General features: G+C 27.7%; 24 protein-coding genes. 20 read left to right on the forward strand and 4 right to left on the reverse strand.

The genetic code is table 11. The features are described from left to right. Nucleotides 1-9: 9 nt before the first annotated feature. From ACNI28_RS11950 to ACNI28_RS11965, 4 genes are all read left to right on the forward strand, one after another. Nucleotides 10-831 (forward strand): LysR family transcriptional regulator, encoded by an 822-nt coding sequence (locus tag ACNI28_RS11950; RefSeq protein WP_419764475.1) that lies wholly within the window; start codon nucleotides 10-12, stop codon nucleotides 829-831. A gap of 91 nt (nucleotides 832-922) precedes the next feature. Further along, nucleotides 923-1,492, forward strand: coding sequence for a hypothetical protein (locus ACNI28_RS11955; RefSeq protein WP_419764476.1), 570 nt, complete (start codon nucleotides 923-925; stop codon nucleotides 1,490-1,492). A gap of 34 nt (nucleotides 1,493-1,526) precedes the next feature. Next, on the forward strand, nucleotides 1,527-2,138 hold the full coding sequence (locus tag ACNI28_RS11960) for a hypothetical protein (protein WP_419764477.1): 612 nt from the start codon (nucleotides 1,527-1,529) through the stop codon (nucleotides 2,136-2,138). Between the two features lie 153 nt (nucleotides 2,139-2,291). Next, nucleotides 2,292-2,723 (forward strand): hypothetical protein, encoded by a 432-nt coding sequence (locus tag ACNI28_RS11965; protein ID WP_419764478.1) that lies wholly within the window; start codon nucleotides 2,292-2,294, stop codon nucleotides 2,721-2,723. Nucleotides 2,724-2,729: 6 nt separating this feature from the next. On the opposite strand, the gene ACNI28_RS11970 is transcribed toward ACNI28_RS11965, so the two are convergent. After that, nucleotides 2,730-3,380: an LOG family protein gene (locus ACNI28_RS11970; RefSeq protein WP_419764479.1), complete on the reverse strand. Its 651-nt coding sequence runs from the start codon at nucleotides 3,378-3,380 to the stop codon at nucleotides 2,730-2,732. Between the two features lie 104 nt (nucleotides 3,381-3,484). On the opposite strand from ACNI28_RS11970, the gene ACNI28_RS11975 reads away from it, so the two are divergent. The 14 genes from ACNI28_RS11975 to ACNI28_RS12040 all read left to right on the forward strand — a co-directional run bounded on the left by ACNI28_RS11975 (nucleotide 3,485) and on the right by ACNI28_RS12040 (nucleotide 16,897). Further along, nucleotides 3,485-4,219, forward strand: coding sequence for a 5-oxoprolinase subunit PxpA (locus ACNI28_RS11975; RefSeq protein ID WP_419764480.1), 735 nt, complete (start codon nucleotides 3,485-3,487; stop codon nucleotides 4,217-4,219). A gap of 54 nt (nucleotides 4,220-4,273) precedes the next feature. Continuing rightward, the gene (locus ACNI28_RS11980) at nucleotides 4,274-5,794 is read left to right on the forward strand and encodes a cache domain-containing protein (RefSeq protein WP_419764481.1); all 1,521 of its coding nucleotides are present in this window, start codon (nucleotides 4,274-4,276) and stop codon (nucleotides 5,792-5,794) included. A gap of 2 nt (nucleotides 5,795-5,796) precedes the next feature. Next, nucleotides 5,797-6,477, forward strand: a complete 681-nt coding sequence (locus ACNI28_RS11985) for a response regulator transcription factor (protein WP_419764482.1) — start codon at nucleotides 5,797-5,799, stop codon at nucleotides 6,475-6,477. A gap of 73 nt (nucleotides 6,478-6,550) precedes the next feature. After that, entirely contained in the window at nucleotides 6,551-7,552 is a 1,002-nt protein-coding gene (locus ACNI28_RS11990) for a TRAP transporter substrate-binding protein (RefSeq protein ID WP_419764484.1), read from the forward strand. Nucleotides 7,553-7,560: 8 nt separating this feature from the next. After that, complete coding sequence (locus ACNI28_RS11995) at nucleotides 7,561-8,046, forward strand: TRAP transporter small permease subunit (protein WP_419764485.1); 486 nt, start codon at nucleotides 7,561-7,563, stop codon at nucleotides 8,044-8,046. After that, nucleotides 8,036-9,373 (forward strand): TRAP transporter large permease, encoded by a 1,338-nt coding sequence (locus tag ACNI28_RS12000; protein WP_419764486.1) that lies wholly within the window; start codon nucleotides 8,036-8,038, stop codon nucleotides 9,371-9,373. Before ACNI28_RS11995 ends, ACNI28_RS12000 begins: the two co-directional genes overlap by 11 nt. A gap of 127 nt (nucleotides 9,374-9,500) precedes the next feature. Continuing rightward, nucleotides 9,501-11,219, forward strand: a complete 1,719-nt coding sequence (locus tag ACNI28_RS12005; protein ID WP_419764487.1) for a glutamate synthase-related protein — start codon at nucleotides 9,501-9,503, stop codon at nucleotides 11,217-11,219. Nucleotides 11,220-11,305: 86 nt separating this feature from the next. Then, nucleotides 11,306-12,040, forward strand: coding sequence for a 5-oxoprolinase subunit PxpA (locus ACNI28_RS12010; protein WP_419766477.1), 735 nt, complete (start codon nucleotides 11,306-11,308; stop codon nucleotides 12,038-12,040). A 2-nt stretch (nucleotides 12,041-12,042) separates the two neighbouring features. Next, the gene (gene pxpB / locus ACNI28_RS12015) at nucleotides 12,043-12,717 is read left to right on the forward strand and encodes a 5-oxoprolinase subunit PxpB (RefSeq protein WP_419764488.1); all 675 of its coding nucleotides are present in this window, start codon (nucleotides 12,043-12,045) and stop codon (nucleotides 12,715-12,717) included. Next, on the forward strand, nucleotides 12,714-13,625 hold the full coding sequence (locus ACNI28_RS12020; protein ID WP_419764489.1) for a 5-oxoprolinase subunit C family protein: 912 nt from the start codon (nucleotides 12,714-12,716) through the stop codon (nucleotides 13,623-13,625). The genes pxpB and ACNI28_RS12020 overlap by 4 nt, the downstream gene beginning before the upstream one ends. Nucleotides 13,626-13,658: 33 nt before the next feature. Beyond that, entirely contained in the window at nucleotides 13,659-14,198 is a 540-nt protein-coding gene (locus tag ACNI28_RS12025; protein ID WP_419764490.1) for a DedA family protein, read from the forward strand. Further along, the gene (gene dbpA / locus ACNI28_RS12030; protein WP_419764491.1) at nucleotides 14,199-15,557 is read left to right on the forward strand and encodes an ATP-dependent RNA helicase DbpA; all 1,359 of its coding nucleotides are present in this window, start codon (nucleotides 14,199-14,201) and stop codon (nucleotides 15,555-15,557) included. 69 nt (nucleotides 15,558-15,626) lie between these two features. Continuing rightward, nucleotides 15,627-16,595 (forward strand): GGDEF domain-containing protein, encoded by a 969-nt coding sequence (locus tag ACNI28_RS12035; protein ID WP_419764492.1) that lies wholly within the window; start codon nucleotides 15,627-15,629, stop codon nucleotides 16,593-16,595. A 14-nt stretch (nucleotides 16,596-16,609) separates the two neighbouring features. Further along, complete coding sequence (locus ACNI28_RS12040) at nucleotides 16,610-16,897, forward strand: peptidylprolyl isomerase (protein WP_419764494.1); 288 nt, start codon at nucleotides 16,610-16,612, stop codon at nucleotides 16,895-16,897. Between the two features lie 13 nt (nucleotides 16,898-16,910). On the opposite strand, the gene ACNI28_RS12045 is transcribed toward ACNI28_RS12040, so the two are convergent. Both ACNI28_RS12045 and ACNI28_RS12050 read right to left on the reverse strand, forming a co-directional pair. Further along, entirely contained in the window at nucleotides 16,911-17,714 is an 804-nt protein-coding gene (locus ACNI28_RS12045; RefSeq protein ID WP_419764495.1) for an ion transporter, read from the reverse strand. A gap of 67 nt (nucleotides 17,715-17,781) precedes the next feature. Beyond that, a complete protein-coding gene (locus ACNI28_RS12050; RefSeq protein ID WP_419764496.1) occupies nucleotides 17,782-19,266 on the reverse strand; it encodes an HD domain-containing protein in 1,485 nt (494 codons plus the stop codon). Nucleotides 19,267-19,598: 332 nt separating this feature from the next. Here ACNI28_RS12050 and ACNI28_RS12055 point away from each other — a divergent pair, with 332 nt between their 5' ends. After that, nucleotides 19,599-19,718, forward strand: a complete 120-nt coding sequence (locus ACNI28_RS12055; RefSeq protein ID WP_419764497.1) for a FeoB-associated Cys-rich membrane protein — start codon at nucleotides 19,599-19,601, stop codon at nucleotides 19,716-19,718. A gap of 17 nt (nucleotides 19,719-19,735) precedes the next feature. On the opposite strand, the gene ACNI28_RS12060 is transcribed toward ACNI28_RS12055, so the two are convergent. Continuing rightward, on the reverse strand, nucleotides 19,736-21,112 hold the full coding sequence (locus tag ACNI28_RS12060) for a PhoH family protein (protein WP_419764498.1): 1,377 nt from the start codon (nucleotides 21,110-21,112) through the stop codon (nucleotides 19,736-19,738). 139 nt (nucleotides 21,113-21,251) lie between these two features. On the opposite strand from ACNI28_RS12060, the gene ACNI28_RS12065 reads away from it, so the two are divergent. Then, on the forward strand, nucleotides 21,252-23,885 hold the full coding sequence (locus ACNI28_RS12065) for a methyl-accepting chemotaxis protein (RefSeq protein WP_419764499.1): 2,634 nt from the start codon (nucleotides 21,252-21,254) through the stop codon (nucleotides 23,883-23,885). Nucleotides 23,886-23,904: the final 19 nt, after the last annotated feature.

A 23,904-nucleotide genomic window follows, 5' to 3' on the forward strand; every position in this document is an offset into this window, starting at 1 on the left:
AGGTATATAATGGATTCAAATTTATTAAAAGTATTTATTGCTGTTTCAAACACAAAGAGCATATCTTTAGGTGCAAAGGAGTTAAACTTTACTCAATCAAATGTAACCTTAAGAATAAAACAGCTTGAAAAGGGTTTGGATTATGATTTGTTTCATAGGACAAACAGGGGTGTTATTTTAACTCTTGCAGGAGAGAAGCTTTATCCTTATGCTGTGGATATAGTTAAAAAGGTTGAAGAAGCTAGTTTAAAGATGAGAAATGTTGATTATCAAAAGCTTTTAAAAGTTGGCTCAACTCAATCAAATACAACTATTAGACTTACAAGATTTATAGAAAAATTAAATAATGATTTTCCTGATATGAAATTGGACTTTGTAGTTGATAGTAGTTTAAATCTAATAGATCAACTACTTAACTATAAACTTGATATTGCTTTTGTAAATGGAAAGCCAAATCACAAAGATATAGAGGTTTTAAATATAATAAAAGAAGATATTGTTTTAGTTGAGCCAAAAGATAAGACTCCTGAAAATACAATCTTCGCATATAAAAATGGCTGTTTAAATCGTATCTTTTTAGAAGAGTATCTAAGTGATGAAAAAGAAAATAGATATAAAAAAGTTAATTTAGAAAATTATGAGTTAATTTTAGCTTGTGTAAAATCAGGATATGGAGTGGCACTATTTTCTAGAGAAATAATAGAAAAATTTGGATATCAAGATAAATTAAAAGTTACAGAAATGGATTTTAATTTAGATACATATCTTATTTGTAGAAAAGATTTTATTCCTATGATAGAAAGCTATTTAAGAGAGATAAAGCTAGTTTAATAAAGATAAAATTTTACAATCTTTTCAAAAAGCACTTGAATAAAATAAATTATTGTCTTATAATAAAATAACTTTTATTTAGGTAGCCACTATGAACTTTTTTAAAAAGATTATTAATTCATTAAATCAAATGTCAAGTCATATATTTAGTTTTAATGCACACAACTCTGAGCTATCTTTTTTATTGCCAAATGATGAAAAGATAGACTTTACACTTGATAAGTTTGATGTGAAGACTAGGCATGATCCTTATGCTATAGATGCATATACTTTCAATAACCCTGATATTTATTTTGAATATATTCATTTAGACCCTGTTTGTTCTTGGAATGGCTTAGCTCGTGGTTACTTTGTAAGTTTATTACAAAAGACTATCAAAGAAGAGTTAGAACTGCAAGAGAGATTTGAATTTGGCCATTATGAGTTCTCCACATACAAAACATCAAAAAACAGCTACATACATCTAATCTGTATTTGGGAAGTGAATAAAGAGGTCTTTTTAATAGATAAAAAGGGTGTACTTTATCAAAACTTTATAAATCTTTTAGATAGCCATTACAAATATGAATTCACAGATAAAAAGATATATGAATTGGATACTGAAATAAGTTTAGTTAAACAAAATTCATTAAATCAATACTTTAATGCAAGTGGAGAGTGATTTGATGTATAATTAAGAAAAAGAAAGGATAAATATGTTTTTCAAAGTAATTATAGCTTCAATTATTTTATTGTTATTTACTTCTTGTGTTTCAAATAATTTTCATTATGATATGAAAAATTCTTCTCTTAGCTTACCTTTAGAAAATCTAAATAAAAAAGTCTTTCTTAGTGATGTAAAATATGAAAATACCTTTTCAAGATGCTCTTTAGATACTTATATTTTAAGTGGTAAGAGTAAAGAGTATGGAAACTTTTTTGTAGAAAATATAGAATTAGCAAATAACTGTCAATGGAATGGATCGGCTAATGGATTTTTTACATATGAATTAAAAACAAGACTTAAATTTAAAACTTTTAAATTAGTAGATAGATTTACAAAACAAAACTATGAAATATCTACATATAAAGTAGATGGGAATAAGTATGTAAGTATTATTGAAAGATATACAGTAAATAGTAATATACTTATTATTGATAACAAAGGAAAACTTTCAGCTGAGATAATTAAAACACTAGACCCAAAGTTTGAGTATAAATACCTAAATGAAGAAAGAACAGATATAAAATATGATTATAGTCTTGTGAAAAATAATGTTTTTTTCAGATATTTTGGAAAAGAAGTTGAAAGAATAGATAAAAAATAACGGTGAAAATCACCGTTACTTATAAGGAGACAATAGCAAGGAAAGCTAAAGTTTGTTTGTATGACAAAAGAATTGTAATGTAAATAGGATAAAATATATCCTATTTAAAAAAGTTAGAAATTAAATTTAAATTTTATTTAAGGGGAGACTTTATTGTTTGAAGAATTAACTCAGTTTTTATACCAATATAAAAACAAACAACTAGAAGCAAATGAGATATCAAAATTAAAAGATGATTTTGATAAATATAAAATAGAGATAACAAATAGTGAGTATTATGATAAGTTTTATAACAACTATTTAAATATCAAAGGTTATACCTACAGACTAGATGATAGTTCTATGAGACTATTTTATACTTTTCAAGAGGCTGTTTATTCTATAGACTTAGCAATACTAACACGGGATGAAGATGGTGTTTTATTAAACAGTATAGTTTATACTTTAGTTTTATGTGATTGTATAGATGAATATTTAGGAAATAGCATAAATGAAGATATAAAACAAAAAGCAATAGAGTTTTATAAAAATGAACAAAAAAGAGTCTCAGCAGAAAATAAAAAATACCATATGTACCAAAACTAGTTAATTTTAATTAAATAGTTTTAGTATATCTTTTTCTATAAATTCAATGTCATCACTTAAAGTTAAGATGTCTAACTCATCTAGACTAATCATATTTTCTTTTACTAGGGTACCTTCTAAAAATATAAGCATATTTTTCCAAAACTCTGTATCATAAAGATATATTTTTAGCTTTTCTATTTTTTTTGTTTGAACTAATATAATTATCTCAAATAGTTCATCAAGTGTCCCATATCCACCTGGAAACACTACACAAGATGAAGAGTGTTTAACTAACATATATTTTCTAGAGAAAAAGTAGTTAAAGGTGTGGCTTCTAGTTGTATAAAGATTTAGTTTTTGTTCAACAGGAATAATGATATTTAAGCCAATAGATTCTGCAGTATTTGCATTATAAGCACCTCTATTGGCTGCTTCCATAATACCACCACCGCCACCAGTTACGATATTAACACCTTTTTTATTTAAATTGAAGGCTAACTTTTCAGCTATTTTGCAAAATTTATTATCTTGTTGTATTCTTGCACTTCCAAAAAATGTCACACAGTTATTAATATCTTTGAAGATTTTTTCACTATCATTAAAGTCACTCGCTATTTCATTAAAATTACTTGCAATTTTGTTTTTTTCAATTATCTCTTCGCTACATTCAACCAAAATATACCTTTTCTTAATTTATATAATTATATTAGAATAACATAAGAAAAAAATATAAATATAAAATTTGTTATAATAAATACAATAAATTACTAGGTGATTGTATGAATATAAAATTAAATTGTGACATGGGTGAGAGTTTTGGTATTTGGAAGATGGGAAAAGATGAAGAGATAATGCCATATGTAAGCATGGCAAACCTTGCTTGTGGTTTTCATGCCTCTGATCCATTAACAATGAGTAGAGCTGTTAGTTTAGCATGTAAACACAGTGTTGAGATTGGTGCTCATCCTGGATATCAAGATTTGGTAGGCTTTGGTAGAAGAAAAATAGTATGCTCTCTTGAAGAGATTGTTGCTATTGTCTTATATCAAATTGGAGCATTAAATGCATTTTGTAAAACTTATGATAAAAGTATCACTTACGTAAAACCCCATGGGGCACTATTTAATGATATGATGAAAGATGAACTAACTTTTAAAGCAATTTTGAGTGCTATTAGTTCATATGATAAAAATATAAAACTAGTAGTCCTATCCACATCTAAAAATGAAGAGTATAAACAAATAGCCTTATTGTATGGAATCACACTTATGTTTGAAGTATATGCTGATAGAAACTATAGTGATGATGGCTTGTTACTTTCAAGGGTGGAGTCTGATTCAATTATCACAGATGAATTAGATATTTTAGAGAGAATAGAAACATTAAAAGATAGAGGTTATATAACAAGTATCAATGGTATGAAACTATTTTTACAAGCAGATACTCTATGTATACACGGTGACAATGAAAAAAGTTATGAGTTTATAAAAATAGCAAGTAGGTTATTAAACTAATTACTCACTTTTAACTCACTTATAAAAAGTATAATTAAGAAAAATAGGATTATTATGTTTACAGAAAAAAATATACCAAAATTAATTATACTTGCTCCCATAATTACTGTTATATTAATTGCTTTTTTTAATATATATTTTTTTGTAAAAACTCAAAATAACTATTTTGAAGAAGAGAGTGTTTGGGTTGAAAATGAATATATTGCAAAACAAAAAAATATATTAAAAAAAGAAATAGATTATATTATCAACTATATAGAGTTCCATGTAAAAAGAAATAAAAAACTCTCAAAAGAAGAGTTAAAAGATGAGATATTAAGATATATTGAAACAATCAGGTATGAAAAACATGGTTATATTTGGGTACACGATACAAGTTATTATTTAAGAGCTCATCCTTTTCGAAAAAACAAATTAAATACTTATGATATAAACTTAAAAGATGCAGTAGGATCTTTTATTACAAAAGAGTTTGTAAATAAAACTTTGAAAAATCCAAATGGAGTTTTTATAGAGTATTATTGGCAAAAACCAAAAGAGATACATTTTTCAAAAAAATTAGGTTTTTTTAGACTTTATAAAAAATATAATTGGGTTATAGGAGCTGGACTATATATTGATGATATACAAAAATCTATTTTAGAAAATAAAAGGATATTAGAAGAAAAAATAGATAAATATATTCGAATAGTTGTATTTATATCTTTTTTTGTCATGGTATTTATTGGTTTTTTATCTTTTATAATGTCAAAGAAAATTACTGAAGTATTTAATCGTTATCAAGAAAATGTAAAGAAAAAAGAGTTACTTTTAGAGGATATGAACAAAAATCTAGAAATTAAAGTTGAAGTTGCTATTGAGGAAGCTAAGAAAAAAGACAGGGCAATGTTACATCAATCTAGACTTGCACGCATGGGAACAATGCTGTCAATGATAGCACACCAATGGAGGCAGCCTTTAAGTGAAGTTGCAGGAATCTTAATGGAATTAGAAACTGCCTCAAAGTTCAAAGAAGCAGATGATAAAATGATAAAAGAATCAGTAAAAGAATCAAATAGACTAATACAGTTTATGTCATACACTATAGATGATTTTAGAAACTTTTTTAAACCAGATAAAAAGAAAGTTCATTTTTATATAGAAGACTCTTGCTTAGAAGCTATCTCTTTAATTGCTGCTTCAATCAAAAGTTATAATATAACACTAACTGCAGATATAAAATGCAACTATGAAATATATGGATACAAAGGAGAATTTGCACAAGTTTTATTAAATCTAATGTCCAATGCAAAAGATATATTAGTTCAAAGAGAGATAGAAAACCCAAAGATTGATTTAGAAGTTGATTATATAGATGGTTATTCAATTGTAAGAGTAATAGATAATGCAAAGGGAGTTGAAAAAGAGTTTTTAGAGCAGATATTTGAACCATATTTTACAACAAAAAGTAGTGCAAAAGGTACAGGACTTGGACTTTATATGTCAAAAATGATAATTGAAAAAAACATGGGTGGTGAACTTAGTGTAGAAAATACAAAAGATGGAGCTTCTTTTAAAGTAAAAATAAAGGCATAGATATGGATGATAAACTAGAACAACTAAAAAATTATACTGTACTTTGTGTGGAAGATGAAGATGGTATTAGAAAAAGATTAGTTAATACTCTAAAATACTATTTTACAGAAGTATATGAAGCTTCAAATGGAGAAGAAGGCTATTATTTATATTATGATAAAAAACCAAATATTGTAATATCAGATATTGAAATGCCAGAAAAAAATGGTATTCAAATGGCAGAAGATATTAGAAAAGATGATTTATCTACAATAATTATAATGTTAACTGCCTATTCAAATGAAGAATATCTATTAAATCTAATAAATCTAAATATCAATCACTATATTTTAAAACCACTGACTTCTGAAAGTTTATTGGGTGGTATCTTAAAAGTTTTTAGAGATAAACTTGAAGAGACAATAATATTTTCTGATGAATTACATTTTAATATGAAAGCAAGAGAGTTTTATTATAAAAACGAAGTAGTTTTTTTACGAAAAAGAGATAAAGAATTTTTGTTATTACTTTTTGAAAATAAGAACAATGTTTTGACGTATAGTATGATTCAAGAATACATTTGGAAAGATAAATTTATGAGTATGAGTGCTTTAAAAACTTTTATAAAAGAATTAAGACAAAGATTACCTATAGATTTAATAATAAATATTCCACAAGAAGGTTATAAATTAAAAGTTTTTTAAAAGAACTCTAAAAACTCACTAATTACTCACTTAAAACAATTAGAATTTCCTTATCTAAAATTAGGAGATTACAATGTTAAAAAAATGTTTACTTGTTGCTTCTCTTGCAAGCTTAGTGCTTGCTGGAAATGTAAAGATGGATTTAAATGCAAAATATGGTGCAAATAACTTTCACACCAAAGGTGCTGAACAGTTTGCTAAGTTAGTTAAAGATTATACTAAAGGAAGTGTTGAAATCACTGTTCATCCTGGTTCATCTTTAGTTAAAGGAAATCCTTTAAAAGCTGTAAAAGATGGAACAGTTGCTATGACGGATATGTTTATTCCTTTTACATCAGGTGGAGGTAAAGTATTTGGAATATCAGCTTTACCTTTTATTGCACAATCATATGATGATGCATATAGACTATATCAAATCTCAAAACCAGAGTATGAAAAAACTGCAAAGAAATGGAATCAAAAATTTTTATATAGTGTAACTTGGCCAGCTTCTGGATTTTATTCAAATAAAATTATGCGATCTTTTATAGATTTTAAAGGTATTAAAACTAGAACTTATGATAAAAACTCAGCTGACTTTGTAAATAGTGCAGGTGGAAATGCAGTTGCTTTACCTTGGGGGGAGGTATATTCTGCTTTGAGAACTGGCTTAGTTAACTCTGTAATTACTTCATCTTCATCTGGAAAAGATGGCAAATTTTGGGAAGTATTGACTGACTTTACAAAGATTAATTATGCCTATCCTTTACAAGCAGTTACTATAAATCTTGATTATTGGAATTCATTAGATTCTGCACAGAAAGATGCGATTTTAAAAGCCTCAGCAGAGATTGAAAAAGCACAATGGAAAGCTGTTAAAGTTGAAGATAAAAATGCTTTAGATGTGATGTCTAAAAATGGTATAAGAATAGCGGAAGCTACGCCAATATTACATAAACAGTTAGGTATTATTGCAAATAATATGTTGACAAAATATTTATCTGATGCAGAACCAGAAATCAAAAATATTTTCAAAGAATATGTAGAAGGTTCAAGTACTGAAATTAAAACTGTTTTCAAAAAAATGAAAAAATAAGTAAAACAATGAAAACGTTTTATAATTTCGTAAATAAACTCTCTTTAGGGGGAGCTTATTTGTCATCATTTTTATTAGTATCCTTGGTAATATTGATTTTAACTGAAGTATTTATTAGATATTTTTTTGATATGTCTACAATGATTGCAGATGAATATAGTGGATATATGTATTTAGCTTCAATCTTTTTAGGGTTTGCCTATACCTTTAATGAAGCTGGACATATAAGAATTAATATTTTGACTTCAAGAATGGGAAAAAAATCAAATAAAATTATTGATGTATTTGCAGGAACAATTACAATTGTTATTTTGCTTTTTATATTACATAGAACAGTCTTATTTACATATGATTCTTATGTTATGGAAATGGTATCAGAATCAGTTTCTGCTACACCTTTGTATTTAACACAATTGGTTATGCCTTTAGGAGTTATATTATTTATTTTGGCTGTTTTAAGTTTTGTATTGAAAGGAATAAAAAATGATAACTGATCCATTAATATTATCTATAGTTATTATATGTATTATGTTTGTATTTTTATTATCTTCAATTTGGATTGGAGTTTCATTAATACTAACTGGTATTGTTGGTATGTTGCTTTTTGACCATCATTTACCTCCTATGATTTCAATATATGACAAAATAGGGGATTTATTAGCTTCCTCAATGTATGACTCTCTAAATTCATGGTCATTAGCAGCTTTACCTATGTTTATTTTGATGGGAGAGATATTATATAAATCATCTATTTCTACTAGATTATTAAATGGCTTAATGCCTTGGCTTAATTTTATACCTGGGAAGCTTCTTCATGTAAATGTAGCAGCATGTTCTCTTTTTGCAGCAATTTCAGGTTCAAGTGCAGCAACAACTGCCACAGTTGGAAAGATTACCTTAGATGAACTTAAAAAAAGAGGATATTCAAAGTCACTAGCTTTAGGTTCACTTGCAGGGAGTGGAACACTAGGGTTTTTAATTCCTCCTTCACTTATTATGATTATTTATGGTGTTATGTCTGATGTATCAATTGGTAAGCTTTTTATGGCAGGGATTCTTCCTGGTTTGTTACTTGCTACTTTATATTCATTTTATATAATGATTGCATCAAAAGTTGATAGTAGTGTTGTACCTAAAAATGAAGATAAATATACTTCAGATGATTATTTTCATTCTATTAAAGATTTATTTCCTATTTTATCTTTGATTACAGTTGTTTTAGGTTCTATTTATGGTGGCTTTGCAACTCCTACTGAAGCTGCAGCATTGGGTGTTTTAGGTGCTACAATATTAGCAATATATTTTAAAAGTTGTTCTTTAGATATTTTGAAACATGCTCTTCTTAATTCTATAAAAACATCTGTAATGATTAGTTTTATTATAGTTGGTGCTGGATTTTTATCTCAAGTGGTTGGATTCTTAGGAATTGCAAGAGCGGTTAGTGAATTTATCGGAACATTGGGTCTTTCTCCTATGGTACTTATTTTGATTATTGGTATTATGTATGTATTTTTGGGAATGATTTTGGATGGTATTTCTATTGTCGTAATGACTTTACCTATTGTTTTACCAATTATTGTATTGGCAGGATTTGATCCTTTATGGTTTGGTATATTTTTAGTATTTATGGTTGAGTTATCACAAATTACTCCACCAGTTGGATTTTCTTTGTTTGTAATTCAAAGTATTAGTGGGGAGAAGATAGAGTATATTTTAAAAGCAACTTTACCATTTTTTATATTAATGATTGTTGCAGTTATTTTGATTACTGCTTTCCCAGAAATTGTACAATATATACCTAATTATATGACTACTAAATAAGCTTAAATTCTTCGAGGTGAGATTAATTCTCACCTTTTCTCTCAATATAATTATTCTTAATAAAAACTCACTTATTTCACACTTTAAAAGACTAGAATCCTCCCATTATTTTTCAAAGGATTAGAGAATGGATTTTGATTCATTTAGTATATGGTTTAGTTTGTTGTTTGTTTTTATAATGCTTGGCTGGTATATACATGATAAGTATGTGCAAAGAAAACATCAATTATTAGTTAATTATCCAATAATTGGAAGATTGAGATTTCTTTTTGAAGAGTTAAGGGAGCCTTTTAGACAATATTTTGGAGATGAAAAGTTTTATGAATCAAAAGATAAGCTTGATTGGGTTTATAAGGCATCAAGGGATGAGCCAAATTATGCGTCATTTTCTCCATCACAACCTCTACCAAAACCAAAGTTTCTTTTAAAACATGCTCAAATTGTTCTAAATGATAATGAAGTTGAAGATGATTTTGAAGTAGTATTTGGAGCAAAAAGAGAAAATCCATATATTGCAAAATCTATTATTGCCAGATCTGCAATGAGTGATGGTTCTATCTCTCCTGAAGGAACACGTGCCTTTGTTAAGGGTGCTTATATGGGAGGTTTTGCTATCAATACAGGGGAAGGTGGATTGACAAGTAATTTCTTTACTACCCATGAAGATTATGATGAATCCTATATGACAATTTTTGAAGGTTCAATAGTACAAAAGTTTATTAAAAAGATTATTCGCAAACTATTTAATGGAAGTTTAGCTGCTAATGCTTATTTAAAAATGGTTTTAAAAAATGACCCAGAAATTGAGTCATATACTTTTGACGAAAAAACTAAAAGAGTTCATAGAGTAAATTGGTATGCACCTTTAAAAGCATTTCCTAAAGAGGTACCTAAAGATATGCCTGATATTATTTTTCAAATTAGTTCAGGTTTATATGGAGCAAGGGATTTAAAAGGTAATTTTGATCCAATACGTTATCAAAAAGTAATGAGTTTTTGTAAAATGACCGAGATAAAAATAGCTCAAGGTGCAAAACAAACAGGGGGAAAACTTGTGGGTTCTAAAGTAACAGAGGCTATTGCATATTATAGGGGTGTAGAGCCTTATAATGATTTATTCTCTCCCAATAGATTTCCCCATGCAAACACAGTAGAAGAACTTTTTGATTTTATTGGAAATCTTCAAAGATTATCAAAAAAACCTGTAGGTATTAAAATAGTCATCTCAGACTATGAAAGTATTCTTCCATATGTAAAAGAGTTAAAAAGAAGAGTTGATATAGGAAATGAAGATTATCCTGATTTTTTCACTATTGATGGGGGAAGAGGAGGAAGTGCAACTGCTCCAATAGAACTTATGGAAAGAGTAGGGTTAAATATCAAAAACTCTATTTATATAGTAAATAAAGTACTTGAAGATTATAATGTACGTGAAAGAGTTAAATTAGTAGCCAGTGGTAAACTTTTAACTCCTGATGATATAGTTTTAGTTATGGCTGTTGGTGCTGATTATGTGCAAATAGCACGTGGATTTATGATGAGTGCAGGATGTATTCGAGCAAGATACTGTTCTGGGACAACTAAACATCAATGTCCTGTAGGTTTAGCAACCCAAGATAAATCTAAAAGAAGAAAATATTTTGTAAATAAACATTCCTCTTATGTTAGAGACTATCACAAAAATCTACTTAAGAGTATAAAAGGTATTTTAGCAATAATGGGATTAAAGAATATTCGACAAGTAGATAAACATAAAATCATGTTTTTAGATAAAGATTCTAAAGTTCATGATAATATGGATAGTGTATTTGGAAAAATATTAGACATAAGTAAAGATATAAAATAAAAATATGTAAAACACCAAAAAACTCACTAGATTCACACTTGAAGATAATAGAATTTTTCTAATAAATAAAAGAGAAGTAGGATAAAATCATGGGTATAAAACTTAATTGTGATATGGGTGAGAGTTTTGGTATCTGGAAAATGGGACTAGATGAAGAAATCATGCCATATGTTGATATGGTAAATTTAGCTTGTGGATTTCATGCAAGTGATGCTTTAACTATGAATAAGTCTGTTATTTTAGCGAAAAAGCATAATATAGAAATAGGAGCACATCCCGGATATCAAGATTTAGTAGGATTTGGAAGACGTAGTATTCCTTGTAGTTTTTCAGAAATTAGGGCAATAGTTTTATATCAGCTTGGTGCATTAGATGCTCTTTGTAAAGCAAGTGATAAAAAGGTTTCATATGTAAAGCCACATGGGGCACTATATAATGATATGATGAAAGATGAAAATATTTTTAATGCAATTTTAAATGCTATTTCATCTTTCGATAAGAATATAAATCTTATGATATTATCAAGTTCAAAAAATGAAGAGTATGAGTTTATAGCAAAAAAATACAATATTGAATTATTGTATGAAGTATTTGCAGATAGAAATTATAATGATGATGGAAGTCTTGTATCTAGAAGTAAAGAAGATGCTGTAATACATGATGAAAAAGAAGTTATAAATAGAATTTTAACTTTAAAAGAAAAAGGCTTTTTAATTAGTATTAGTGGGCAAGAATTATTTTTGAAAACTGATACAATATGTGTACATGGTGATAATGAAAAAGCTTTGGATTTTATAAAAATACTTAGAGAGGCATTATAAAAATGATATTTAAAATAGCATCAGTTGATTCTTTAATTATATATTTTGGAAATGAAATAAATAAAAAAATAGCTTATGATGTTAGATGTGCTTATCTTTGTTTAAAAAGTCTAAATATTGCTGGACTAATAGAAATCATTCCTTCCTATACGTCTATATATATTTCCTATGATGTTTCAAAATATGATTATTCTTCTTTAGTAGAATTACTAAAACAAAGTATAACTTTAGATTTGAATGAAAGCTCTAGTGAAAACATTATAACTATAGATGTCTATTATGGAGAAGATGTAGGTTTAGACTTAAGAGATATGAGTGATAAAACAAAACTTACAATATCTGAGATAATAGAGATACACTCAAGCAAGTTATATGATGTATATGCTATTGGGTTTTTGCCAGGATTTGCTTATCTTGCAAGTGTTGATGAAAGAATAGCACTTCCAAGACTAGCAACTCCTCGAAAACAAATACCTAAAGGCTCTGTAGCTATTGCAGATACACAAACAACAGTTTATCCTCAAAGTTCTCCTGGTGGTTGGAATATTATTGGAAGAACAACAATGGAGTTGTTTGATAAAAAATTAGAAAAATTATCTCCACTTAGTGTTGGTGATAAAATAAAATTTAACCCAATAACAAAAGAGGAGTTTTTATTGCAAGGTGGGATAATATGAGTTTAGAAATTATAAACAATCCTATTTTAGCAACTATACAAGATAAGGGAAGGTATTCATATTCTCATATTGGAGTTACAAATTCAGGGGTAATGGATGAATATGCTTATATGTATGCAAATAAAATGTTATCAAATCCTTTGAATACAAATACCATAGAGATATCTTTTTCAAATGTAAGCTTTAAAGCTCATGCAGACACACAAATAGCAATTACAGGAGCTATTTGTGAAGTATTTATAAATGATATTTCTAAAATATGTTGGCACACTTATCATATAAAAAGTGGAGATATAATAAAAATAGGAAAAATACTAGAAGGTTCAAGGGTTTATTTCTCTGTTAAAGATGGCTTTGATATAAAAAAAGAGTTTGGAAGTAATAGTACAACTTTAAAAGAGAACTTAGGAGGACTAGACGGAGGTAAATTAAAAAAGGGTGATATCTTAGCTTTTAAACCTTTTCCTAAAACCCATAATAAAAGATTAAAAAAAGAGCATATCCCAATATATGAAGATGAGCTTATTTTAAGAGTGATTCTTTCATATCAAGAAGAAAATTTCTCAAAAGAAGAACAAGATAAGTTTTTTTCTAATACATATACAATAACAAATGAGTTTAATAGAATGGGATGTAAACTAAGTGGCAAAGCTATAGCTTGTGATATAAATGGAATCATATCTGAGGGAATTAGTTTTGGAGCTATTCAAATACCAAGTGATGGTCAGCCAATTATTCTTTTAAAAGATAGACAAACAATAGGTGGGTATCCTAAGATTGGAAGTGTTTTTAGTATAGACTGTTTTAAATTATCGCAAGCAAAACCAAATTGTAAAATAAAATTTGTACCCATAGGTATAGAAGAGGCACAAGAGAAGTTAAGAGCTTTTTATCACTATTTTAGATAGTATTCTCCCTATTAATAAATATAGAGGATTAATTTGGAAGATTTAATAAGAGATGGTGGATATTTCGCATATGTAATACTTTTTTTATATTCATTTGGTGGGGGATTTGTAGGACTTGTTATTGCTGGTGTATTATCATATGCAGGAGACTTAAACTTAGTTGTATGCATGATAGTTGCTGGTAGTGCAAACTTTGTGGGTGACCAATTTTTATTTTATATGGCACGTACAAATAAAAGCTATGCAAAAGATACAATGAAAAAGTATGGTAGAAAAGTGGCTCTTGCACATATATGGATGAAAAGATATGGTTCTACTGTAGTATTTTTACAAAAGTATGTATATGGAATAAAGACTCTAATTCCATTAGCTATGGGACTTACAAAATATTCATTTCAAAAGTTTACAGTATACAATGCATTAGCAGCTATACTTTGGGCAGTAGTTGTTGGTAGTATAAGTTATTCATTGGGTGAGATTGTTTTAACATATGCAGAAGAATACAAGTATTATGGAGTGGCAATTATATTAGCAATTGTACTTGGTGTTACTTATTACTTAAAGAAGATATAAATGGTAGGAATAACTACACTAAACATAGATGACAAACTAAAAGAGAATCTAAAATCTCTAGGTTATGAAAACTTAACAAAGATACAAGAGGAGTCTTTACCTTTAATACTAGAAGGAAAAGATGTAATAGCAAAAGCCAAAACAGGAAGTGGAAAAACTGCTGCTTTTGGAATAGGGCTATTAAATAAACTTGATGTAAAAAAGTTCAAAGCACAATGTCTGGTATTATGCCCCACAAGAGAGTTAGCTGACCAAGTAGCAGATGAACTTAGAAGAATAGCTAGGTATAAACACAATATTAAAATATTAACTTTATGTGGGGGAGTTCCCACTAGTAGACAAACACACTCTTTATCACATGGAGCCCATGTCCTAGTTGGAACTCCTGGACGAGTACTGTTTCACTTAAGAGAACAAAACCTAAATCCAGACTCTATAAATACTCTTGTACTAGATGAAGCAGATAGGATGCTTGACATGGGATTTCTAGAAGACATAGAAAAGGTTATTAGCTTTATACCAAAACAGAGACAAACGCTACTATTTTCTGCAACCTATGAAGAAAACATAAAAGAGCTCTCAAAAGGTATCCTTATTAATCCTATCTTTAAAAGTGTAGATACAGTTCATACAGAAAGTACTATAAGAGAAGAGTTTATAAAAACTTCAAGAAAAGATAGTGTTTTATTAAAACTATTTTCAACATACAAACCAAACTCTGTAATAATATTCTGTAATACAAAAATAAAATGTGATGAACTAGATACATACCTTTATGATATGGGATATGACCCTTTAGTTTTACACTCTGATTTTGAACAAAAAACAAGAGATGAAATTATCACACTTTTCTCAAATAAATCATACCCAATACTAATAGCAACAGATGTTGCAAGTAGGGGACTTGATATTGATGATGTTGAAATGGTTATAAACTATGACATGGCAAATGATACAAATGTTTATACTCATAGAATTGGAAGAACAGCACGTGCTGGTAAAAGTGGAGTTGCACTGACTTTATATAACGACTATGATGAAGATAAAGTAGAAGAACTACAAGAACATAAAGAGTTAGTTTATATAGATGAAGAGAGTTTGATTGATGAGGTATATAGACTAAGCTCAGAATATAGAACCATTTATATAAGTGGTGGGAAAAAACTAAAACTAAGACCTGCTGATATTTTGGGTTGTTTAATTCAAGGTAATAATTTAGATAAAGATGATATAGGAAAAATAAAAATTCTTCCAATGTGTTCTTATGTAGCTATTAGAGTTGATGCCTTTGAGAAAAAAATAAAAGATTTAGAGTCTTTAAAGATAAAGGGTAAGTTTTTTAGAATATTTAATAGATAATAAATATTCTAAAAATAAAAGCATAATATTGGTAAAATAATTAAATATGATATTTTTTTAAGGAATTCAATGAATAATTTGATTGTAAATGGCATAAAAAAGTTTTTAGAAGTTAACAGTTTTAACAATGATATTTATGATTATCTTAAATTTTATGATGAACTAAGAGAGTTAAAAGAAGTAAAACTTATATATGAAGAACTACAAAAGTGGGTTGAAAAAACCTTTAATATAAAATCATTAAAAGTTACAATTTATTCTGAAAGTGAACACGTTAAAGAGATAGCATTTCAAAACTCGCCAGATGCAGTTTATGAAAATACATCTTTGATTAAACAATATAAAGTGAGCATGAATTCAAATCTAACTATAACATTTAGTTTAGTTTGTGCTGATAAAAAACAACTTGAAGAACTATCAAATAAAGATGGCCTATTAAATACACTTTTTTATATGGTAGCTCCTTTTATTAGTAGTGTATCTTATCAAGAGTTAGTAAAAGAGTTGACATTTAAGGATTCTTTGACTAGTGTGTACAACAGAAAGTTTTTAGTTGAACATCTAAATAAACTTTTACCTTTGGCAAAAAGAGAAAATAAAAACATATCATTTCTGATGGTTGGAATCGACCATTTTAAAGCTGTTATTGATGAATTTGATTATGATATTGGAGATAAGGTTTTAATTAATTTAGCTGAGATATTACAAAAAAATGTTAGAGAATCTGACCTTGTAGTAAGATTAGATTCAGATGAGTTTTTGATAGCCTTGGTTGGTATTACAAAAAAAGAAGATGCTATGTTTGTAGCTCAAAAGTTAATTGACGCTTTTGCTGCTTGTGAAGTTCAAGTATCTCAAGAGGGTCATGTTTTGAAGAAAACTATCTGCGTGGGTGTTACCCATAGAGATGAAGAAACAAAAACAGTAGATGATATTTTAAGAAATGCTGATATCTCACTGTATGAAGCAAGAAACTTAGGAAGAAGTAAAATAAAAGAGTTTTTCCCCAATAAAGTTGACTGCGTAGATTTATTTTAAAAAAAGGAGTATTTATGGCTGTTGAAGCAAGTGCGAGACATATTTTAATTGATAATGAAGATATTTGTAATCAAGTAAAAGAACAGATTATTAGTGGTGATTTAAATTTTGTGGAGGCTGCAGAACAGTACTCTTTATGTCCTTCAGGTGATGTTGGTGGAGAACTTGGAACTTTTGGCAAAGGTCAAATGGTAAAAGAGTTTGAAGATGTAGTTTTTTCTGCACCAGTAAATGAAATCCAAGGTCCTGTTAAAACACAGTTTGGTTATCACCTTATTGAAGTTACTTCACGAAATGACTAAAAATATATAAAGGCTAACTTTTTACAGTTGCCTTTATTAATGACTTTAATTCAAAAATCTCTTCTCTTAATTTTTTAATTTCATCATTTACATGCTGTTCATTATTTTGAACCTCTTCTATTATATGTTTTTCTTCCTCTTGATTTAAAATAGCCATTGCATCAACTATTATAGCTACAACTAAATTTATCATTACAAAAGTTACAACAAATATAAAAGGAACAAAGAAAATCCAAGCATATGGATGAACTTCCATAATAGGTCTTACTATCCCCATAGACCAAGACTCTAAAGTCATGATTTGAAAGAGAGTATAAAATGATTCTCCTAAAGTACCAAACCATTGTGGGAAATTTTCAGAAAAAAGATGTGTAGCCATTATTGCAAATATATAGAAAAACAGAGTCATAAGAGCAATAACAGACAACATACCAGGAATAACACTAATTAAAGCTGCAACTATTTTTCTCATTTGTGGAACTACGGTAATAAGTCTAAATAGTCTTAAGACCCTCAATACTCTTAGTATCTCAAAGCCAGAACTTAGTGGAACTAGTGAAATTGCAACTATTGTAAAATCAAAGATACTCCATGAGTCTTTAAAAAATGAGATTCGATGAACATATATTCTTAGTATTATCTCTATTGTAAATATAGTAATAACAATTTGATTAAATATTATGGTATAAACGCCATAATTAGCCATGAACTCTTTTGAAGTCTCTAGACCCATTGTAATACCATTTATAATGATTAAATAGGTTATGAACTTTGTAAAAAAACCACTATCAACAAATGATTTAATTTTATTAAACATGATAATTCCTATAAGGATAAATTTTCGTAATAATAACTAAATTTTCTTAAGAAATTATCTTATTTTTCTATTCTTCAAAAATTTTAAAAATTATTGCTTTTAGTTCTTTTGCAAGAGTTAAGTTCATATCTTTTTTATTTGTATAGATATAAAAAGGCACAGTATTTAACATAGATTTTTTAAGTCTTTTTCTTACCGTTGATATCTCATCAATAGGGATTATTGCTTCTCCATCATATAGAGTAAACTCTTTATTTAATCCTAAAGTAAAAGATACTATTTGATAAGTAAAAAATATATTTTCTTCTTGGTCTTCCCATTTTTTTATAAAGTTATCAAGTTCGATGCTAAGTTTTTCAAATTTATTTTTTGTGAGATATCCAAAACTTTCTCTAAATTTATATCTCTCAATTTTTGAGAAACCTAAGACTTTATAAAATTCATTTAGATTTTTCCAAGGAGATCTGAAAAATCTCTTTCCAAAAAGTACTTCTTCAAAAGATTTTAGATATTTTTTATCATCATTTGATTGAATATCTTTATTTTTTATCTCAAAATACTCTTTTTTAAATAGTGAAATTAACCAATTTTCATCAAGCATAGAGACTATATCTAATCTTCTTTCTTCATCTTTTTCATTTAAAAAGTTCCAAAGCATAGCAATACAATTAGATGAATTTTTCTCATAAAACATACCATTTTTAAAATATTTGTTTGATAGGTATAAAACAACATTTTCCAATAAAGCATCAGTTTTTGCAATACCATGATTATAGATAACTTTTTTGTATAAGTTAAATCTCATCTCTAAAAGATGTTCTATATCAATAAGTCCCATATCAAAAAAGCTTATTTGAAAAGATTTTTTTGTTTTTACAAGAACTGTATGCTTTGTGATTCGTAAGTTATCATTTGCACCACCAATATATCCAGAAGCAACCATGTCTCTGTTTATATAGTCTAATCTATCAGCATCAATAGTACCACTAATAATTGAGTGTAAGACTTTAAAGTCAAATCTATTATAAACTTTTTCTTTTAAAATAAAGATACATAGCTTGTGTATAAGTTTTAGGTAGTCAGTATCAGCTTTTGATTGATTGTTTTTTATAAGTTCCTCATTAAATAATATATCTATAAAGTTCTCACCTATAGCTTCATGTAGTACTTGTTTTCTATTTGATGTGATATTTTCATAAAGAAGTTTAAACTCTTTTTCTTTTTGTAATACTTCATCTGAATTGTTTATTTTATTGTAGACTTTTTTTAGGGCATTTTCCACTTGATGAGAAAAAGGAAGGTGTCCTACATCATGTAATAACCCAGCTAATCTTAGAGCTTGTAGGGTGATTATATATGTCTCATTATACATCTTTGAATTTGTAGGAATTGTAAATTGATATAAAGCTTTATTATCAAAATATGTGGCACTATCATTAAATGATATATTTAAGTTATCTTTTTTAATAATATCTTGAATAACTCTTCTCATACCTTTTAAGAACAGATCCCTAGTATTCGAATCACTATTTAGAAGTGCATTTTTTAGCATATAAGAGCTTACATGCATGGTCCCTAAAGAGTGTATAAATCTTTTTGTTGTAATTGAAGGAAAAGAGAAATATGCTAGGGCATTTTGTGTAATAAACTGTAACCTATTTAGTATTTTACTTTGAAGTATAGAGTCTTCAAGTCTAGTGTATTCTATGTGATTATATATTGTGTCGTTGATTAGCCTATTTTGTATAGTAAATCCTTTACTTAAAAATATTTTTATACTATTATTATGACTTAATTTTATTTAATGTTACAACATTATTTCAATTTAATTACAATCTTGTATATCTATACTTATCTATACTTATCTATATCAAGGATTAATATATGGAAAAAATTATAATATATTCAATTGTTTTATTGGCTACTTTTTTTATACTAAAAAAAATATTTAAAAAAGGTGGAGGATGTGGTTGTTCGGATGAAGAAAATTGCTCTAAAAAATAGAACAACTTTCTTATAAACTAGTTTTTCTTATTTTCAAATATTCGCTCAGTAAACTCTGCAAATTTACCTCTTACTGCTTTTTCAAGCTCTATTGCAAACATTTTTACTTCATCGTGTTCGATATTTGTCTGTTTTAAAAGTGTAGTTAAACCATTGTTATATTTATTTAAATACAAATTATCGATTTGTCTATTTGAACCAATAACTATGGCCATACAACTTTCATCAAGTCTTGAAAGGATTAGTTGTGTAGTCTTTTCACTTGAGTTTTGCCACTCATCCATAATAACAATTGCAGAACTTAGTGTTCTTCCTCTTGCCTCTCCTGGCCATAATGTTTCAATACAATATCTTGAAGTTAGTTCTGAAATCTTACTATCTATTGATTCTTTGTTTTCTCTATTTTCTGATTTTTTTAGTTGTTTTTTGGCTACAAACTCTAAAGTATCAGATAGTGCCATATTATAAATACGGAATTTCTCATCATTTCCTGATAGGAAACCAATATCTGCACCCTTATCAAGTGACTCAATAGAGTTTCTTACATATACAATTTTGTCATATAATCCTAAATCTATAAGTCTCATAGCAGCTGATATAGACATCAGTGTTTTACCACTTCCTGCTTTTGCATCAATAACTAGTAGGTCATACATATTAGAGATAATAGCTTTTGAGAATAGTTTTTGTTTTAGATTCACAGGCTTTACTTGTAAAGCTTTAAAATCACTCTCAGTTAAGACATTGATTATTTTATTTATTATAATTGCATACTCTTTATTTCCATCTTCACTATTAAACTCATATGCGAAGTTTTGGAAAGTATACTCTTCATCAAAAGAAGTTATTGGTTTTCCATCAAGTGAATTAAACTTTGATGAATCTAAGTCTAAAGTTTTTAAAAATTGAAACTTAGGAACTATAGATTTATCATCATGTAAAGTTTCAGCCTTTATTCCTTTAAACTGTGCAAATGTTCTAGCATAAATATCTATTGATAAAAATATTATTTGAGCACCTTTATAATACTCTTGAGCAACGCTAGCAACTTCAATTATCCTCTTATCATTGCTTTCACTTAAGTGTACTTGCTCTATTTCAGATTCATATTTATCTTTTGCAATTACATGTAATTGAAGTTCATCATTAAAGTACTTTACCACCTTAAAATTACTTTTATGATCAACTTCTTTTATTTTCATTTTGGCTAGAAGTCTAGCAAACTCTCTTGATTGATAGCCAAGTTCATTAGTTAACTTTTTTTTATCTTCAAGTTCAAATAAAACAGTTTCAGGCACTACTAGTACATTAGAGCCATTGTCACTAATTTTATACAGGTTTTGTAGGTTTTGTAGAATAATGTTCGTATCTACTACGTATATTTTTTCTTTCATAAAAGTATTATAGCATTTATTTATTACATGTAAATAACAATAAACAAAAAAATTATTTATTACAAATTGGTAACATATATTTTACTCTTTTTGTAAATTTTATGTGTTAGTATTCTCAAAAATTTTAAAAGGAATTTTAATGAAGAATATCTCAATTAGAAATAAATTGATAGGATTAATAGTTACAAGTTTAGCTCTTTTATCTATAGTATTACTTCTAGTAAGCCTTCGTGAGACTTCAAAAGCTACAAAAAAAGAAAAATTTGCTCAACTAGACTCTTTAGTGGTATCTAAAAAACAACATATTACGGATTATTTTAATACTTTATCTGGGCTACTTGTCTCAGTTTCAAATAGTAATACTACATCTGATGCATTATATTATTTTTCTAGATTTTACAAAGCAATTGAAAAAGATGTAAAAAATGATATAGATTTAATATTAAAAAAAGATTTTGATACTATAAAATCTGAACTAGTAAATCACTACGAAAAAGAGTATGTCAATAAGATAAATTTCAAATTATCAAATATAGATAATAAAAGAGCAATAGAAAAATATTTACCACAAACAAATAGTGGTATCCTTGCTCAATATATCTATATTGTAAAAAATGAAGCTAAAATTGGTAATAAAAATGATATGCCAAATGAAACAATCTTAGCAGCTACATATACAATGACTCATGAAAAATACCACGATACCTTTAATACAGTTTTGAAAAAATTTGATTTATATGATATTTTTTTAGTCGATAAAAAAGGAAATATAGTTTATTCTGCCTACAAAGAGAAAGATTTTGCCACAAATATAAAAACAGGAGTTTATTCTAAAAGTGCAATTGCAGAAGTTAATGATAAAGCATCAAAGTTAAATGCTGGAGAAATAGCATTTTCAGATTTTAAACCATATGAGCCAAGTTTCAATACTCCTGCTTCATTTTTAGCAACACCTGTATTTAGAAAAGGCAAAAGAATTGGAAATTTAATTATTCAGTTACCAACATCAAAAATTGATTCTATTATGAATTTTAACAAAGAGTTTGATAAGTCAGGTTTAGGAAAAACAGAAAATATATTTTTAGTAGGAAGTGACTATAAAATGAAAAACGACTATAGATTCATTGATAGTTTGACAAATAAAGATGTTAAAAGTTCTAAAACAACTGTTTCTCTTTTTGAAATGAAGACAGAGTCCACAATAGATGCTTTTAAAAATGGTAAAAACCATAAAGAGATTAAAAATATAAATGGTGAAGATGCTTTAAGTTCTTATGACACCTTAAATGTATTTGATACAAAATGGGCTATAGTTGCTCAAATAAATAGTGATGAAGCTTTTGAAAAAGCAACACAATTAAATATGGTATTGATAGGTATATCATTGCTTGTTTTGGCTATTACAATATTTGTATCAATAATTTTACTAAATGGATTTGTGATAAAGCCACTAAATAAGTTTCAAACTGGACTATTAGGCTTTTTTAAATACTTAAATAATGAAGTATCAAATGTTGAATATCTGGATGAAAACGGAGATGATGAGATTTCTAGGATGTCAACTGCAGTAAATGAAAATATTAAAAAGACAGACGAAACAATAAAGAAAGATAAAATTCTTATAGCTGAAACTGTTAAGGTTTTAGGAGAGTTTCAAAATGGAGATTTATCACAAAGAATCAAAAAAGACTCAAATAATCCAGCACTAAATGAACTGAAAAATGTTTTAAACAACATGGGAAATAATTTAGAACATAATATTGAAAATATTTTAAATGTTTTAGAAAAATATACTTATCATAACTATTTGGAAAAGGTTGATAGTGGAAATTTACAAGTTCATCTATTAAAATTAGCAGATGGAGTAAATAATTTAGGAAATTCAATAACAGAGATTTTAATTGAGAATAAAAGAAATGGTTTAACCCTTGATGAAAGCTCTGATATGTTACTTGTAAATGTAAATAAATTGAACTTAAGTTCTAGTGAAGCTGCTGCTTCTTTAGAGCAAACAGCTGCTGCGATTGAAGAGATTACTGGCAATATTAGAAACAATACAGAAAATATTGCAAAAATGTCTCAATTATCAACAAATGTAACAAAATCTGCTGATGATGGTGAGGATTTAGCAAATAAAACTACAATTGCAATGGATGATATAAATAAACAAGTAAGTTCAATAAATGAAGCAATTAGTGTAATTGACCAGATTGCATTCCAAACAAATATACTTTCTCTAAATGCTGCTGTTGAAGCAGCAACTGCAGGTGAAGCTGGCAAAGGATTTGCTGTAGTTGCACAAGAGGTTAGAAATCTTGCAACAAGAAGTGCAGAAGCTGCAAAAGAGATAAAAACAATAGTTGAGATTGCTACATCTAAAGCAAATGAGGGAAAAAATATTGCTGATGATATGATAAATGGTTATAAGAATTTAAATAAAGATATTACTCAAACTATAGGATTAATAGCTGATATTGAAATGGCAAGTAATGAGCAACTCAATGGAATAGAGCAAATAAATGACGCAGTAACAAACTTAGATAGACAAACACAAGAAAATGCAATTGTAGCAGCTGAGTCAAATGAAATTGCGATGATTACTGACGAAATATCAAAACTAGTTGTAAGTAATGCAAACTCAAAAGAGTTTATCGGTAAAGACAATGTCAAAAGTAGAAAAAAAAAGAAGATGAAAAAACTAAAAGATAACCATGGAAGTAATTCTAATGAAATAGATAAAAATACAGAAAAAAGTAATTGGGAGAGTTTTTAAACTCTACCAAATTTACCCT

Source organism: Arcobacter denitrificans (SeqCode) (assembly GCF_048571185.1).
Lineage (GTDB): Bacteria > Campylobacterota > Campylobacteria > Campylobacterales > Arcobacteraceae > Arcobacter > Arcobacter denitrificans.

Excerpts from the sequence above, each read along its gene's own strand:
- ACNI28_RS11950 (WP_419764475.1), top strand. The coding sequence starts at position 10 with ATGGATTCAAATTTATTAAAAGTATTTATTGCTGTTTCAAACACAAAG.
- ACNI28_RS11955 (WP_419764476.1), top strand. The coding sequence starts at position 923 with ATGAACTTTTTTAAAAAGATTATTAATTCATTAAATCAAATGTCAAGT.
- ACNI28_RS11960 (WP_419764477.1), top strand. The coding sequence starts at position 1,527 with ATGTTTTTCAAAGTAATTATAGCTTCAATTATTTTATTGTTATTTACT.
- ACNI28_RS11975 (WP_419764480.1), top strand. The coding sequence starts at position 3,485 with ATGAATATAAAATTAAATTGTGACATGGGTGAGAGTTTTGGTATTTGG.
- ACNI28_RS11980 (WP_419764481.1), top strand. The coding sequence starts at position 4,274 with ATGTTTACAGAAAAAAATATACCAAAATTAATTATACTTGCTCCCATA.
- ACNI28_RS11985 (WP_419764482.1), top strand. The coding sequence starts at position 5,797 with ATGGATGATAAACTAGAACAACTAAAAAATTATACTGTACTTTGTGTG.
- ACNI28_RS11990 (WP_419764484.1), top strand. The coding sequence starts at position 6,551 with ATGTTAAAAAAATGTTTACTTGTTGCTTCTCTTGCAAGCTTAGTGCTT.
- ACNI28_RS11995 (WP_419764485.1), top strand. The coding sequence starts at position 7,561 with ATGAAAACGTTTTATAATTTCGTAAATAAACTCTCTTTAGGGGGAGCT.
- ACNI28_RS12000 (WP_419764486.1), top strand. The coding sequence starts at position 8,036 with ATGATAACTGATCCATTAATATTATCTATAGTTATTATATGTATTATG.
- ACNI28_RS12005 (WP_419764487.1), top strand. The coding sequence starts at position 9,501 with ATGGATTTTGATTCATTTAGTATATGGTTTAGTTTGTTGTTTGTTTTT.
- pxpB (WP_419764488.1), top strand. The coding sequence starts at position 12,043 with ATGATATTTAAAATAGCATCAGTTGATTCTTTAATTATATATTTTGGA.
- ACNI28_RS12020 (WP_419764489.1), top strand. The coding sequence starts at position 12,714 with ATGAGTTTAGAAATTATAAACAATCCTATTTTAGCAACTATACAAGAT.
- dbpA (WP_419764491.1), top strand. The coding sequence starts at position 14,199 with ATGGTAGGAATAACTACACTAAACATAGATGACAAACTAAAAGAGAAT.
- ACNI28_RS12035 (WP_419764492.1), top strand. The coding sequence starts at position 15,627 with ATGAATAATTTGATTGTAAATGGCATAAAAAAGTTTTTAGAAGTTAAC.
- ACNI28_RS12040 (WP_419764494.1), top strand. The coding sequence starts at position 16,610 with ATGGCTGTTGAAGCAAGTGCGAGACATATTTTAATTGATAATGAAGAT.
- ACNI28_RS12045 (WP_419764495.1), bottom strand. The coding sequence starts at position 17,714 with ATGTTTAATAAAATTAAATCATTTGTTGATAGTGGTTTTTTTACAAAG.
- ACNI28_RS12050 (WP_419764496.1), bottom strand. The coding sequence starts at position 19,266 with ATGCTAAAAAATGCACTTCTAAATAGTGATTCGAATACTAGGGATCTG.
- ACNI28_RS12055 (WP_419764497.1), top strand. The coding sequence starts at position 19,599 with ATGGAAAAAATTATAATATATTCAATTGTTTTATTGGCTACTTTTTTT.
- ACNI28_RS12060 (WP_419764498.1), bottom strand. The coding sequence starts at position 21,112 with ATGAAAGAAAAAATATACGTAGTAGATACGAACATTATTCTACAAAAC.
- ACNI28_RS12065 (WP_419764499.1), top strand. The coding sequence starts at position 21,252 with ATGAAGAATATCTCAATTAGAAATAAATTGATAGGATTAATAGTTACA.